At 60.1% G+C, this 14027-nt stretch carries 14 protein-coding genes; 8 read left to right on the plus strand and 6 right to left on the minus strand.

Annotation, left to right across the window (positions count from 1 at the left end):
- The first annotated feature begins 228 nt into the window (after window positions 1-228).
- The 5 genes from traA (at window position 229) to K0P03_RS33630 (ending at window position 6501) form a co-directional block, all read left to right on the plus strand.
- Window positions 229-3531, plus strand: a complete 3303-nt coding sequence (traA, locus tag K0P03_RS33610) for a Ti-type conjugative transfer relaxase TraA (RefSeq protein WP_272792018.1) — start codon at window positions 229-231, stop codon at window positions 3529-3531.
- The gene (gene traF / locus K0P03_RS33615) at window positions 3528-4058 is read left to right on the plus strand and encodes a conjugative transfer signal peptidase TraF (RefSeq protein ID WP_443020640.1); all 531 of its coding nucleotides are present in this window, start codon (window positions 3528-3530) and stop codon (window positions 4056-4058) included. The genes traA and traF overlap by 4 nt, the downstream gene beginning before the upstream one ends.
- On the plus strand, window positions 3979-5226 hold the full coding sequence (locus K0P03_RS33620) for a conjugal transfer protein TraB (protein WP_272792020.1): 1248 nt from the start codon (window positions 3979-3981) through the stop codon (window positions 5224-5226). The genes traF and K0P03_RS33620 overlap by 80 nt, the downstream gene beginning before the upstream one ends.
- A gap of 13 nt (window positions 5227-5239) precedes the next feature.
- Window positions 5240-5869 (plus strand): TraH family protein, encoded by a 630-nt coding sequence (locus K0P03_RS33625; protein WP_272792021.1) that lies wholly within the window; start codon window positions 5240-5242, stop codon window positions 5867-5869.
- Window positions 5870-6192: 323 nt separating this feature from the next.
- Window positions 6193-6501 carry a transcriptional repressor TraM gene (locus K0P03_RS33630; RefSeq protein ID WP_272792022.1) on the plus strand — a complete coding sequence of 103 codons (309 nt, stop codon included), beginning with the start codon at window positions 6193-6195 and terminating at the stop codon, window positions 6499-6501.
- A 3-nt stretch (window positions 6502-6504) separates the two neighbouring features.
- Here K0P03_RS33630 and traR read toward each other — a convergent pair whose 3' ends face one another.
- The 5 genes from traR to K0P03_RS33655 all read right to left on the minus strand — a co-directional run bounded on the left by traR (window position 6505) and on the right by K0P03_RS33655 (window position 10648).
- Window positions 6505-7209, minus strand: coding sequence for an autoinducer-binding transcriptional regulator TraR (traR, locus tag K0P03_RS33635; protein ID WP_272792023.1), 705 nt, complete (start codon window positions 7207-7209; stop codon window positions 6505-6507).
- Window positions 7210-7449: 240 nt separating this feature from the next.
- Window positions 7450-7965, minus strand: a complete 516-nt coding sequence (locus tag K0P03_RS33640) for a UPF0262 family protein (protein ID WP_272792024.1) — start codon at window positions 7963-7965, stop codon at window positions 7450-7452.
- A 14-nt stretch (window positions 7966-7979) separates the two neighbouring features.
- Window positions 7980-9161, minus strand: a complete 1182-nt coding sequence (locus tag K0P03_RS33645) for an acetyl-CoA C-acetyltransferase (protein ID WP_272792025.1) — start codon at window positions 9159-9161, stop codon at window positions 7980-7982.
- Window positions 9162-9299: 138 nt separating this feature from the next.
- Window positions 9300-9941, minus strand: coding sequence for a 3-oxoacid CoA-transferase subunit B (locus K0P03_RS33650; protein WP_272792026.1), 642 nt, complete (start codon window positions 9939-9941; stop codon window positions 9300-9302).
- Window positions 9941-10648 (minus strand): CoA transferase subunit A, encoded by a 708-nt coding sequence (locus K0P03_RS33655; RefSeq protein WP_272792114.1) that lies wholly within the window; start codon window positions 10646-10648, stop codon window positions 9941-9943. Before K0P03_RS33655 ends, K0P03_RS33650 begins: the two co-directional genes overlap by 1 nt.
- Before the next feature lie 115 nt (window positions 10649-10763).
- On the opposite strand from K0P03_RS33655, the gene K0P03_RS33660 reads away from it, so the two are divergent.
- The 3 genes from K0P03_RS33660 (at window position 10764) to K0P03_RS33670 (ending at window position 12523) form a co-directional block, all read left to right on the plus strand.
- Window positions 10764-11324, plus strand: a complete 561-nt coding sequence (locus tag K0P03_RS33660) for a helix-turn-helix transcriptional regulator (RefSeq protein ID WP_272792027.1) — start codon at window positions 10764-10766, stop codon at window positions 11322-11324.
- 205 nt (window positions 11325-11529) lie between these two features.
- Window positions 11530-11961, plus strand: a complete 432-nt coding sequence (locus K0P03_RS33665) for an alcohol dehydrogenase catalytic domain-containing protein (RefSeq protein WP_272792028.1) — start codon at window positions 11530-11532, stop codon at window positions 11959-11961.
- A complete protein-coding gene (locus K0P03_RS33670) occupies window positions 11927-12523 on the plus strand; it encodes a zinc-binding dehydrogenase (RefSeq protein ID WP_272792029.1) in 597 nt (198 codons plus the stop codon). Before K0P03_RS33665 ends, K0P03_RS33670 begins: the two co-directional genes overlap by 35 nt.
- Before the next feature lie 181 nt (window positions 12524-12704).
- On the opposite strand, the gene gltA is transcribed toward K0P03_RS33670, so the two are convergent.
- Window positions 12705-13988: a citrate synthase gene (gene gltA / locus K0P03_RS33675; RefSeq protein ID WP_272792030.1), complete on the minus strand. Its 1284-nt coding sequence runs from the start codon at window positions 13986-13988 to the stop codon at window positions 12705-12707.
- Between the last annotated feature and the right edge of the window lie 39 nt (window positions 13989-14027).

Raw genomic sequence — 14027 nt, forward strand, 5'->3', positions numbered from 1 at the left:
TGGCACTTGCGATGCCCAGATTCTCCCGGATGCCCCTTGGAGGAAATGTGCAGATTTGCACGTCGGCAAGGCCGACACTTTGGAGGATGATCCCGGCAGTTCCGAAGTAGCGGTTCCAAGGGCGCAATTATACGTCGCTAACGCGACGCCTTGCGTTGAGGCCCCGCAAAGGGCCAAGTTGGCTGACCGCTCCCGACGAACGAGGTTCGAACCAGGAGACTCACCGCCGTGGCCATCGCCCACTTCTCCGTCAGCATCGTCAGCCGCGGAGACGGCCGCAGTGCTGTGCTGTCGGCGGCCTACCGGCACTGCGCCAGAATGGAATACGGGCGCGAGGCCCGCACCATCGACTACACCCGCAAACAGGGGCTCGTGCACGAGGAGTTCCTGCTTCCCGCCGATGCGCCGAAATGGGCACGGATGCTGGTCGCCGACCGCTCGATCGCCGGCGCCTTGGAAGCCTTCTGGAACAAGGTTGAGGCCTTCGAGAAGCGCTCCGACGCCCAGCTCGCCAAGGACCTGACCATTGCCCTGCCGCTGGAACTGACGCCCGAGCAGAACATCTCGCTGGTGCAGGATTTCGTGGAGCAGCACATCCTCTCGAAGGGCATGGTCACGGACTGGGTCTATCACAACAATCCCGGCAATCCGCACATCCATCTGATGACGACCCTGCGTCCGCTGACCGAGGACGGCTTCGGCGCCAAGAAGGTCGCGGTAACAGGCGAAGACGGACAACCATTGCGAAACAAGGCGGGCAAGATCGTCTACGAGCTATGGACCGGCGGGACGTATGACTTCAATGCCTTTCGTGACGCCTGGTTCGAGCGTCTCAACCATCATCTGGCGCTGAACGGGATCTCGCTGCGCGTCGATGGTCGATCTTACGAGAAGCAGGGCATCGATCTGGAGCCGACCATCCATCTCGGCGTCGGGGCAAAGGCGATCGAGCGCAAGGCGGAGAAGCAGGGCGTTCGGCCGGAGCTGGAACGGCTCGAGCTGAATGAGAAACGCCGCAGCGAGAATGCGCGTCGCATTCTTCGCAAGCCCGGGATTGTGCTCGACCTGATCACGCGGGAGAAGAGCGTCTTCGATGAACGCGATGTCGCGAAAGTTCTGCATCGTTATGTCGATGACCCGGCTGTTTTCCAGCAGCTGATGATAAGTATCATCCTGAATCCCGAAGTTCTCCGCCTCCAGCGCGACACGATCGACTTAGCCACCGGCGCGAAGGTGCCGGCGCGCTATTCGACACGGGAGATGATCCGGCTCGAAGCGACGATGACGCGGCAGGCGATGTGGCTGTCGGGCCGTGAAACCCATGACGTCGATGACAAGGTGCTGGCGGCGACCTTCGCGCGACATGCGCGCCTGTCCGACGAGCAGAAGGCGGCGATCGAACGGATTGCCGGTTCCGCGCGGATAGCAGCCGTGGTCGGACGCGCCGGCGCAGGCAAGACCACGATGATGAAGGCTGCGCGCGAGACCTGGGAGCTCGCCGGATATCGCGTGGTCGGTGGTGCCCTTGCCGGCAAGGCGGCCGAGGGACTGGAGAAGGAGGCGGGTATCGTCTCCCGCACACTCGCTTCCTGGGAGCTGCGCTGGCAACAGGGCCGTGACACGCTCGACGCCAGGACCGTGTTTGTCATGGACGAGGCCGGCATGGTCGCCTCGAAACAGATGGCGGGCTTTGTCGATGCTGTTGTCCGGGCGGGCGCGAAGATCGTGCTGGTCGGCGATCCCGAGCAACTGCAGCCGATCGAGGCAGGTGCTGCCTTCCGCGCTATCGTCGATCGTATCGGCTATGCCGAGCTCGAGACGATCTACCGCCAGCGCGAGGAGTGGATGCGGCATGCCTCGCTCGATCTCGCGCGCGGCAACATAGAACAGGGGTTGCTGGCCTATCGCACGCGCGGCCACGTCGTTGGAGAAAACCTGAAATCGGAAGCCGTCGAGAGTCTCATCTCGGCCTGGAACCACGACTACAATCCCACGAAGTCGATGCTGATGCTGGCGCATCTGCGCCGCGACGTCCGCATGCTGAATATGATGGCGCGTGCAAAACTGGTCGAGCGCGGTATCGTCGGAGAGGGACACGACTTCAGGACCGCCGACGGCATTCGCCAGTTCGACGCCGGCGATCAGGTCGTTTTCCTGAAGAACGAGGGTTCGCTCGGCGTCAAGAACGGGATGATCGGCCGCGTGATCGAGGCCGCGCCCAGCCGCATCGTCGCGGTCGTGGGCGAGGGCGATCAGCGCCGGCAGGTGACGGTCGAGCAGCGGTTCTACAATGATGTCGATCACGGTTATTCCACCACGATCCACAAGAGCCAGGGCGCCACTGTCGACCGGGTGAAAGTGCTGGCCTCACTCTCTCTGGATCGCCACCTGACCTATGTCGCGATGACGCGCCATCGAGAGGACCTTCAGGTCTATTTCGGGCGCCGCTCCTTCGAAATGAACGGTGGGGTCACCAAGATCCTGTCCCGGCGAAACGCCAAGCAAACAACGCTCGATTACGAGCGCGGCACGCTTTACCGCGAGGCGCTTAGCTTCGCCGAAAACCGTGGGCTGCATATCATGCAGGTGGCGCGGACGCTCCTGCGCGACCGGCTCGACTGGACGCTGCGCCAGAAAAGCAAGCTCACCGATCTCACCAACCGCCTTCGCCAGCTCGGTGAACGTTTCGGCCTGCGGCAATCCCCGCCAACCCAATCAGCTAAGGAGCCGAAACCCATGGTCGCCGGCATCACCCGGTTCGAGAACTCCATTGCAGACACGGTTGAGCAAAAACTCGACGCCAATCTGGCGCAGAAGAAGCAATGGGAGGAGGTTTCGATCCGCTTCGCTCACGTCTTCGCCGATCCCGGAACGGCGTTTCGGGCGATGAACTTTGATGCCGTGTTGGCCGACAGGGACACGGCGCGACAGGTGCTGCAGAAGCTTGAGACCGAGCCGATGTCGATCGGGCCGCTCAAGGGCAAGACCGGCATTCTTGCCAGCAAGACGGATCGCGAGGCGCGCCGCGTCGCCGAGGTCAATGTGCCCGCATTGAAACGCGACCTGGAACGCTATCTGCAGATGCGCGAGAGCGCGGTGCAACGGCATGAAAATGAAGAGAACACGCTGCGCCAGCGTGTCTCGATCGACATACCGGCGCTGTCTCCGGCCGCGCGCGCCGTGCTGGAGCGCGTACGCGACGCGATCGACAGGAATGATCTGCCGGCCGCACTTGCATATGCGCTGAGCAATCGCGAGACGAAGCTGGAGATTGACGAGTTCAACAAGGCTGTGGCCCAACGGTTTGGCGAACGTACCCTGCTGACCAATGCCGCACGTGAGCCATCGGGCAAACTCTTCGACAAGCTCTCCGAGGGAATGCAGCCACAGGAGAAAGAACGTCTCAAGGAAGCCTGGCCGGTCATGCGCACGGCCCAGCAGTTCGCCGCCCATGAGCGTACGACCGAGACCTTGCGGCAGGTCGAGGAATTGCGTCTCGCGCAACGCCAGACTCCGGTTGTGAAGCAATGAAGCGGCGCGGTGCGATCATGCTGTTGAGCACGTCAATGGTTGCTATCGCGGGCCTCATCACGGCTGCGGTCGTCGGTGGCTATCGGCTGAACCTGACGCCGAGCGAGCCGCTCGGGCTCTGGCGCATCGAGAAACTCAATCGTCCGGTCGAGGCAGGAGATCTCGTCTTCATCTGCTCGCCCCCGACTGCGCCGTTCGAGGAAGCGCGACTGCGAGGATATCTCCGGCGGGGCTTGTGCGCCGGTGGGTTTGCGCCGCTGATCAAGACGGTCGCCGCGCTTCCCGGGCAGCATGTCAAAATTACCGATCACGTCGTGATCGACGGCCGTTCCCTTGCCGCATCCGTCGTCCGGAAGACGGACGGGGAGGGCGGGCCGGTCACACAATATCCAGGTGGCATCGTGCCGCCAAGACATCTTTATCTCCACTCCTCATTCGCGAGCTCCTATGATTCCCGATACTTCGGGCCGGTCCCCGACATCGGCCTTCTCGGCCTTGCCCGGCCGGTCATCACCTTCGATCCGTGATCATATTTCGGATCGTTGGCGATCCGCCTTGCTCATCGTCGCATCCGTCGCTTGCGGCTCACTCGGCTGGAGCGGCAATGTGCTCGCCCTTCCGGTTGCGATGCTCTTCCCGGCGCTGTGGGCGATGTCGCCATCGCGCAGGGTCGCGGCGCTCGTGTCAGCCTGCTATTTTCTGGCCGCCTCGCGCGGTCTGCCGCAGGGCGTCGCGAACTTCTATTCATCCGATCTTTGGCCGGGCTTACTGCTCTGGACGGCGGCCTCGGCCTCGTTCGTTGCCGTGCATGCGGTAGCGTGGACAAGGCATCCGGGAATAGGGAGGGCGGTGCGCTATCTGGTGGCTGCGGCGCTGATGGTGCTGCCGCCCTTCGGCATCACCGCATGGGCGCATCCGCTGACCGCGGCCGGCGTACTGTTTCCAGGATGGGGATGGTGGGGATTGCTCGCGACTGCAGCCGGCCTGATCACTATCACGACGAGATATCGGCCGGCTGCCGCCATTGGCCTCGGAGGCTTCTGGCTCTGGTCCGCCGCAACGTGGACAGAGCCGAAGCTACCGGAAGGATGGATGGGCGTCGACCTTGAACTGGGACGAAGTCTTGGCCGGGACGGGTCGCTCGAGCATCACCGTGGCCTGATCGCCACAGCGCGCATATCCGTAAGTAACGGCGCGCACGCTGTCGCCTTTCCGGAGAGCGCGCTCGGGTTCTGGACGCCGACGGTCGCTCGCCTCTGGCAGGAGGGACTGAATGAGCTTGAAGTTACCGTCGTCGCAGGCGCCAACGTCATCAAGGGGAAAGGCTACGATAACGTCATGGTGGTGGTTGGTTCCGGCGCCGCTGGCATCCTCTATAAGGAGCGCATGCCGGTTCCGGTTTCCATGTGGCAGCCATGGTTGCGTTGGACAGGGCAGGGCGGCGGCGCCCAAGCGCACCTGTTTGCGAACCCGGTCGTAGAGGTCGGGACAACGAGGATCGCGCCGCTCATCTGCTACGAGCAACTCATCCTCTGGCCAGTCCTGCAGTCGATGCTGCATTCCCCTGGCGTCATCGTCGCAACGGGTAACGGCTGGTGGACCGAAGGCACCTCGATCGTTGCGATCCAGAAGGCAAGCGTCACCGCCTGGGCGAAGCTGTTTGAGCTGCCCGTCGTCATGGCCTTCAACACATAACGGCGATCGTCAGATGGTCGATGCCGCCCTCATCCAGCAATGCGCCGATCCCGGCCTAAAACCCGCGATCGTCGAATTGTTCATCGCCCGTGCAGGATCACAGGATCCGATCGCCGTCACAGTAAGATCCGGAAACCGCGTGGTGCTTGTCCCGAAGCCCGGCACGCCGGACGAGGCAATGGAGCTGATCCGTCAGAATCTCGGCCGCAATGTCGTTCGAGGCGGTATCACGCAGTATCCGGCCGGTCTCGGCGTCATGGAAGCGGGTGAACTGAAGCCCAATCTGGTCGATCCTTGTGAAAATATCCGTATGGGCACAGCGCTCTTCGCCAAGGTCTATCGGATCGTGATGAAATGGTACGGCAATCCCACCGAGAGCGAAGTCCTTCCCGAGGTTCTCGACGATGCGATCATCGCCTGGCAGACCGGGTATTTCGAGGGGACCGCCGTGTTTCGTGCCCCGGATCCTGGCGAGGTGAAGGCGGCTGAACCCGATGAGGAGCCTGCGCGTGATGCTGTCGAGCCGTCAGCAGATCCTCCTGCCGGTGGGGAAGTGAGAGATCCTGCCGAAGACGAGGCCCGCGGCGACGATCCAAACAAGGCGGGCATTCGTGTCGATCTCTCCGGAATTGGTGCTGACTGACTTTGATGCTCGGGGATATTCACCTCTCCTCATGTGCAATTATGAGCCTGTTTGCACTGGCGAATTCAGCTTCGAACCTCTATAAGGGCGCATAGGGCAGTACGCGCTGCCCCGGGGTGTGGAAACCCCTATCTGGCGGTTGATGCCGGCCGTTGCGGTATCAGAATCCTCTGACCATTGTGGCCGGGGGCCTGTGACGTATGTCCAGGTGCTCCGGTGCTAAAGGTCGCAGGACTGTCCAGGTACAGTTTCCAACCCCCGGCTTGGGATCAGGGATTAACGTTTGCGGGGGCGCACCGCGGACAAGCCGGAGACCGGATCGAATGACATCGGACCTGCCGACATCGGAAGATAAACTCGAAATGCGCCCCGTGTTCGGGCTGACGCAGGGGCTTCCCAAGGCTGATCTGGAAAGCTTGACGGTGGATGCTGTTCGAACCCATCGGCGCTTGGTCGACGAGGCCGACCGGCTCTTCCAGGCACTGCCCGAGAACTACAAATCTGGTAAGGCGGCGGGCGGCGCTCAGCACCTTGCGTACATCCAGGCCTGCATGGAGATGCACGCGCAGATGTATGTGGTGAACACGCTGGTCACCATCCTCGGCTACATCCCAAAAGTGTCAGTGAACTGAGCGTCAGATCAGCTTTCGGCGGATCGCAAGAGCAGTCAAATGTGTCGTCGTGTGTACGTCGAAACGCTTCTTCGTCTCGGCAAGCTTGACGCGTACGCTGTTGTATTTGACGCCTTCCAGATCCGCGACTTCTTCCATCGTCTTGCCGACGGCAATCCAGCTAAGGTAGGCGGTCCCCTTGGGATCGAGACCAATCGGCTCTTCGACACTTGGGGTCGGATCAGCCAGATTGATGCGGGCATGAAGCTGCGCGACCGCGGATGCAGCCTCGACAGGGTCGATCTCGCGGTCCAAGTTGATTGCGGGCTTTTCCGAGGCAAGGGTAAACATCGCGATGGAGCCGTATGCGGCTTTGATCGGGACTGTGATGCCGGACCGAATCCCGAAGTCTGCCGCATGTGCGAAGAACGAGCGTTCCGTTTTCGTTAGCCGTGGGTTGTCCTGTTTGCCGCTCCAGGTGAAGGCTCGTTTCAGGGACTTGGCGCGTCGAATGACGGGGTCGATCGCAAGATAACCTCGCTCGAAATAGTCAGATTGCCACTCTTGGCGATAGTTCGAGATTGCGAGCGGACGCCCCGGCTGGATGTTCAGATAGGCATAGCCTGCAAAACCGATTTGTTCGCTAAAGGTTGCAAGCGCGTCCTTCAAGATACTTTCGTCGCCAGGAATGGCGGCGAGATCGGTCAGCTTGTCCAGCCAGTGTCGCATTCGAAATTCCTTGTAGATCGTCAGGTGGAACAGATCATACGATCCCTTTATGAGTAGATGAACCTATAATTCAATCTAAAGTTGCATAACGCAGTTTATGGAACTCTCGGCGTAAAAGCCTGTGGGCCAAATTAGACAGTATAAGCAAGGCAGAAAATGCAATCTTCGAGAACGCTAAACGTTCCTTCTATCTAAAGCGGCTTCTGTCCCCAAGTGCCAAAGGGCGTTCGCACCATCCGGTCAGCTTGAAGGCAGACCGCTTATCAGGAAAGAGACGCTAATCAGTGTGAACAGACGGCGAGCGGTATCGAAGTCGATGATAAGCCTGGTCGACAGTCGCTGCATGAGAAGCTCTGACGCCTCATTGTGAACCGATCGGCGGGCCATATCAACTGCCTGGAGCTGATGCGATGGCTGTCCGCGATGAAGTGCACTGCGATGAACGTCACAGATGAGTTGATAGTCCTTCATCACCTTACGAAACGGTGTCAGCGACAGCAGGTGGGATACGATTGGCTGCCCATCCTCATTCGAGACGTGAAACGCCAATCGCACGTTCTCAACCGATAGCGAAAGGCGATAGGGACCACCCTCACGATCAACCAATTGGAAATTGCTGTTCTCGACAAGGTCGAGAATTGCCACCTTACGTTCGTGTTCGATTTCAGAGTTCATCGAGCGATTTGGTGGATCCAGAGTGACCGCCGATAGTCTGTTGCGACAGCGTTGGTCATTTTGGTCGACGTGGTCTCCCATTTCCTTCAATCCCTCTACGGAGCCTCGAAGCACATCGCGACACCCATGCCGCCGCCGATGCAGAGCGTTGCCAGTCCCTTCCTGGCGCCGCGCCGCTGCATCTCGAACAGCAGCGTGTTCAAAACCCGCGCGCCGGAAGCGCCGATCGGATGGCCGATCGCGATCGCCCCGCCATTGACGTTGACGATTTCGGGGTTGAAGCCGAGGTCGCGATTGACCGCGCAGGCCTGCGCCGCGAAGGCCTCGTTGGCCTCGACCAGATCGAGGTCGCCGACGGACCAGCCTGCCTTTTCCAGCGCCTTGCGCGAGGACGGGATCGGCCCCGTGCCCATTACCTGCGGATCGACGCCCGCCGTCGCCCAGGAGACGATACGGGCCAGCGGCCGGATGCCGCGGCGTAAAGCCTCCGCCTCGCTCATCAGCACGGCGACGGCCGCCCCGTCATTGAGGCCGGATGCATTGGCGGCCGTGACGGTCCCCTCCTTGTCGAAGGCCGGCCTCAGCTTGCCCATGCTCTCCATCGTCGCGCCGTGGCGGATATATTCGTCGCTGTCCACGGTCACGTCACCCTTGCGCCCGGCAATGGTGAAGGGGACGATCTCGTCCTTGAAGCGACCGGCCTTCTGGGCCGCCTCCGCCTTGTTCTGCGAGGCAACGGCGAAGCGGTCCTGCTCCTCGCGGCTCAGGTGCCACTTTCGGGCGATGTTTTCCGCCGTGATCCCCATGTGATAGCCGTAGAAGGCATCGGTCAGGCCGTCCTTGATCATGGTATCGATCATCTTCATGTCGCCCATCTTGGTGCCGGCGCGAAGATGGGCCGCATGCGGCGCCATCGACATCGATTCCTGCCCGCCTGCAACGATGATCCTGGCATCGCCAAGCGCGATCTGCTGCATGCCGAGCGCGACGGCCCTCAGACCCGAGCCGCAAAGCTGGTTGACGCCCCAGGCGGTCGCCTCCTTCGGCACGCCGGCCTTCATCGCCGCCTGGCGGGCCGGGTTCTGCCCCTCGCCGGCCGGCAGCACCTGGCCGAGGATCACCTCGTCCACCTCCTTGGGCGCGACACCGGCGCGTTCCAGCGCGCCCTTGACGGCGACCGCTCCGAGCTCGTGCGCCGCGACGCTCGCAAACGCCCCGTTAAACGACCCGACGGCCGTCCGAGCCGCCGACACGATGACGATGGATGTCTGTGCCATGCTATTTTCTCCCGTTGTTGCCGTCCGGCTTCAGGTAGCCGGATCGTTGATGTCGGCGATGCCGCCGCTGAAGCGTGCCTGCGCCGGGATGCCCGCCGAAGGGCGGCGGACATCTCCGGCAACGGCGCGTGTCGGCCGTTAAAGACCGATGGCCAGTCTTGCTTCGGTTTTCGCCACCACTTCGTCGACCGACACGCCATCGGCCAGTTCGATCAAGGTCATCTGCGGTTCACCCTGGCGGGCGACCGTGAAGACGCCGAGATCGGTGATCACCATGTCGGCGACGCGCTTGCCGGTGAGGGGCAGATTGCATTGCTTGAGCAGTTTCGGCTCGCCCTTGGCTTCGTGCTCCATCACGACGACAACGCGCTTGACGCCCGCCACGAGGTCCATCGCGCCACCCATACCCTTGACCATCTTGCCCGGGATCATCCAGTTCGCCAGGTCGCCGCTTTCGGAAACCTGCATGGCGCCGAGGATCGAGAGGTCAATATGGCCGCCACGGATCATGGCGAAACTGTCCGACGAGGAGAAGTAGCTGGTCTTCTTAAGCTCGGTAATGGTCTGCTTGCCGGCATTGATAAGGTCGGCGTCCTCCTCACCCTCGAAAGGAAACGGCCCCATGCCGAGCATGCCATTCTCGCTCTGGAGCGTCACCTCCATACCATCAGGGATGTAGTTCGCGACGAGCGTCGGAATGCCAATGCCGAGATTGACGTAGTATCCGTCCTGCAGTTCCCGTGCGGCGCGCGCCGCCATCTGTTCGCGTGTCCACGACATCAGGCCGTCTCCCTCTTCCGCACTGTGCGCTGCTCGATCCGCTTTTCGCCATTCGGCACATGAACGATCTTCTGCACGAAGATGCCCGGCGTATGGATATGGTCCGGCTCGATCTCGCCAGGAGGGACGAGGTTTTCAACTTCGGCAATCGTCAGCTTCGCGGCGGTCGCCATCATCGGGTTGAAATTGCGGGCCGTCTTTCGGTAGACGAGATTGCCTTCAGTATCGCCCTTATAGGCGTGGACGAGGGCGATATCAGCGAAGAGCCCGGTCTCCATGACGTAATGGTCGTCACCGAACTGGCGCACTTCCTTACCTTCGGCGATCATCGTGCCGACCCCTGTTTTGGTATAGAAGGCGGGAATGCCCGCGCCACCCGCGCGTATGCGCTCGGCCAGCGTTCCTTGCGGATTGAATTCCAGTTCGAGTTCGCCCGCTAGGAACTGCGCGGCGAAGAGCTTGTTCTCGCCCACATAAGACGAAATCATCTTCCGGATCTGTCGCGTCTCCAACAGGGTGCCGAGGCCAAAGCCATCTACGCCAGCATTGTTGGAAATGAATGTCAGATTGCGAACGCCGGACAGCCGAACCGCCTCGATCAGAAAGGACGGAATTCCACAAAGACCGAAGCCGCCCGACATGACAGTCATCCCATCGGCAAGATGGCCGGCCAGTGCTTCGGCAGCACTAGATGTAACTTTACGCAATCGCTCCTCCACAAGTGCCGTCCCACCGAAGATGGCGGAACTGCCCCACGGTAATGCTTGATGTCGATCACGGGTTAGCAGTATAAATACTGCATTTGAGGCGCTAGGAACTTCCGTGAACGGCCCGAACGTGTTGCGTTTTCGTCTCCATGAGTTGCCAGTCCCAATGGTGTACGCTACCCATCGCATCATTCGGGACTGCAATGAGGAGTTTGCTACTTTGTTCGGCTATGGCCGTGCCGAATTGATAGACCGCAGCTTCGCCCGATTGTACCCCAAACATGCCGACTTCGTCCGCACTGGTCGTATGTGGGGCGCTCATCTTCCCGGCGGGAAGGTTTACTATGACGAACGCATCATGATGGCGAGCGACGGACGCCGCTTTTGGTGCCAGGTTCATGGGCGAACACGACATGCCACCGATCCGTTCGCGCAGGCGATTTACTGCTTTCAGCCGCTTGCCCGCCCTGTCGTCCCGCGGGAGTTCAGTCTGACAGATAGGCAGCGGCAAATCGTGACCCTGGTCGCGCAAGGAAAAACAAATGCGCAGATCGCCGATGAGATCGGCATTTCGATACGAACCGTGGAATCCCATCGAGCCCGACTTATGAAAGCGACTGGTTTGACGAATGCCGCGGAGCTAGCCGCATGGTTCAGCATGAACGCCGTCGGTTAAGGCAAACCAAGCTCATGACCGCTCCCTCTCGTTCCAATTTGTTCAAGTCGAAACGATATCGGTGGCGCGCTCGATCTGTTGGCCCGGTAGTCCCATTGATCTTGCCAGTACCACGTAGTCAATGGGCGGCTCACGCAGATCCAATCGCTATAAATTGGTTGTTCCGGACAGAAAGATAGTCCACCTGGATTTTCATGAAATAGTTATGAAAGCTGCGCGTTGGTACAATATGCGTGACATCCGTGTCGAAGAGATCCTGGAACCTGAGGCAGGGGCTGGGCAGGTCAAGATTAAAATCGCTGCAGCTGGAATCTGCGGTAGCGACCTGCACGAATATGTCGCCGGACCGAAGATCATTCCGGTTGCGGCTCCCCACCCTCTAAGCCAAGACGTCGCGCCGATCGTCATGGGGCACGAGTTCTCCGGAGAAGTCGTGGCGATCGGAGAGGGTGTAGAACAGGTGCGCGTTGGCGATCGGGTGATTGTCGAGCCGCTTCTGACATGTGGAAAATGCGAACCCTGCCGCCATGGCAAATACAACCTTCGTGACAATCTCGGGTTCCACGGCCTCTCCGGCGGTGGATACCTTCGTCGCGGAACACATGGTCCACCTGATGCCGGAAGGCCTTTCCGATGAGCAGGGTGCGCTTGTCGAACCTTCAGCTGTAGCGTTACAAGCCGTTCGCAACAGCAGCATCAAGCCCGGAGGTAAGGCGGCTGTGTTCGGTGACGGCCCGATAGGGCTTCTCGTTGCGGAATCGCTTCGGGCAGCATGCGCTGCTGAAATCTATGTTGTCGAGGTCTCGGAGCAACGCGCTGCCAAAGGATTGGAATTGGGTGCCACGGCAGCTCTCGATCCGACGAAGGAAGCTGTCGTCGAACGCATCAAGGAACTCACGCACGGCGATGTCGACGTTGCTTTTGAAGTAACCGACGTTCCCGTTGTCTTGCAGCAGGCGATCGACTCTACTCGATACGAAGGTGAAACGGTCATCTTCTCACTTTGGGAGAAGCCGGCAATAATCGAAACCATTGGAATGGTCTTCACGGGAAAGGTTGTGCGCGAATCGGTCTGCTACCGCGATATTTTTTCTGCAGTCATGGATCTCATGTGGAACAGATTTTCCCCAGCGGAGAAGCTCGCTACAAAACGCATCACGTTGGATAATATTGTTGAAAAGGGTTTAAGGCGCTCGTGAAGGAAAAGCGCGATGTCAAGATCCTGATTTAGCCAGCAGCCTGAGGGAAATGGTGGCAGGCTATAAGAATGGCGGTTCAGCTCTTTAAGGAGCTGCCCCTCTGGATATTAAGGCGTGCCAATTTACACCGGGAGCAGACCTTGCTCGGCTTCCGATATATTCATGTTTTGCGGTACCGACGCTATCGCTTCGATGTCAGCAGGTAATCGCGCTTTGGTGCACCGGTGTAGAGCTGGCGCGGGCGGCCGATGCGCTGTTGCGGATCCTCGATCATTTCGGCCCATTGGGCGATCCAGCCGACGGTGCGGGCCAGCGCAAAGATCACGGTGAACATGGCGGTGGGAAAGCCAAGCGCGCGCAACGTGATACCGGAATAAAAATCAACATTTGGGTATAGCTTTTTCTCCTTAAAGTATTCGTCGTTCAGCGCGATCCTTTCGAGCTCGAGCGCCACCTCCATTAGCGGATCGTCAGTCCGTCCGGTCGATTCAAGCACCTCGTGCATCGTCTTCTGCATGATCTTGGCGCGCGGGTCGTAATTCTTGTAGACGCGGTGACCAAAGCCCATCAGGCGGAACGGGTCGTTCTTGTCCTTGGCGCGGGCGATATATTCCGGGATCTTGTCGACGGTGCCGATTTCCTGGAGCATGTTGAGCGCCGCCTCGTTGGCACCGCCATGGGCGGGGCCCCAGAGGCAGGCAATGCCAGCTGCGATGCAGGCGAACGGGTTGGCGCCCGAGGAGCCGGCGAGGCGCACGGTGGAGGTCGAGGCATTTTGCTCGTGGTCGGCGTGCAGAATAAAGATGCGATCCATGGCGCGGGCCAGAACCGGATCGACCTGATATTCCTCACATGGCACCGCAAAGCACATGCGAAGGAAGTTTGACGCGTAGTCGAGGTCGTTCTTCGGATATACGAAGGGCTGGCCGACATGGTATTTGTAGGCCATGGCGGCAATCGTCGGCATCTTGGCGATCATGCGCAGTGAGGCGACCATCCTCTGGTTCGGATCGGTGATGTCGGTGGAATCGTGGTAGAAGGCCGACAGCGCGCCGACTGTCCCGCACATGACGGCCATAGGGTGCGCATCGCGGCGGAAGCCAGTGAAGAAACTTCCCATCTGCTCATGCACCATCGTGTGCGTGCTGACGCGATGGTCAAAATCTTTCTTCTGCGCAGATCTGGGAAGTTCCCCGTACAACAACAGATAGCAGGTTTCCAGGAAGTCGCCGTGCTCGGCCAGTTGCTCGATCGGATAGCCGCGATGCAGCAGAACGCCTTCGTCACCGTCGATATAAGTGATCTTGGATTCGCAGGACGCTGTCGATGTGAAGCCGGGATCATAGGTGAAAGCGCCCGTCTGCTTGTAGAGCGTGCTGATATCGATGACGTCGGGCCCAAGCGATCCGGACCGCACCGTCAAACTTACTTCCTCGCCTCGTACGGCGACAACAACATTGTTCATCCAACCCTCTCAGTTGAGCCTCATTTTTCGGTTCTTGCG

Source organism: Shinella sp. HY16 (assembly GCF_028534175.1).
Classification (GTDB): Bacteria; Pseudomonadota; Alphaproteobacteria; order Rhizobiales; family Rhizobiaceae; genus Shinella.

Coding starts and splice junctions, on each gene's coding strand:
- traR (WP_272792023.1), bottom strand. CDS start 7,209: ATGCGACACTGGCTGGACAAGCTGACCGATCTCGCCGCCATTCCTGGC.
- K0P03_RS33630 (WP_272792022.1), top strand. CDS start 6,193: ATGACATCGGACCTGCCGACATCGGAAGATAAACTCGAAATGCGCCCC.
- K0P03_RS33650 (WP_272792026.1), bottom strand. CDS start 9,941: ATGTCGTGGACACGCGAACAGATGGCGGCGCGCGCCGCACGGGAACTG.
- K0P03_RS33640 (WP_272792024.1), bottom strand. CDS start 7,965: ATGGGAGACCACGTCGACCAAAATGACCAACGCTGTCGCAACAGACTA.
- K0P03_RS33665 (WP_272792028.1), top strand. CDS start 11,530: ATGAAAGCTGCGCGTTGGTACAATATGCGTGACATCCGTGTCGAAGAG.
- K0P03_RS33620 (WP_272792020.1), top strand. CDS start 3,979: ATGATTCCCGATACTTCGGGCCGGTCCCCGACATCGGCCTTCTCGGCC.
- K0P03_RS33625 (WP_272792021.1), top strand. CDS start 5,240: ATGGTCGATGCCGCCCTCATCCAGCAATGCGCCGATCCCGGCCTAAAA.
- K0P03_RS33670 (WP_272792029.1), top strand. CDS start 11,927: ATGGTCCACCTGATGCCGGAAGGCCTTTCCGATGAGCAGGGTGCGCTT.
- traF (WP_443020640.1), top strand. CDS start 3,528: ATGAAGCGGCGCGGTGCGATCATGCTGTTGAGCACGTCAATGGTTGCT.
- gltA (WP_272792030.1), bottom strand. CDS start 13,988: ATGAACAATGTTGTTGTCGCCGTACGAGGCGAGGAAGTAAGTTTGACG.
- K0P03_RS33645 (WP_272792025.1), bottom strand. CDS start 9,161: ATGGCACAGACATCCATCGTCATCGTGTCGGCGGCTCGGACGGCCGTC.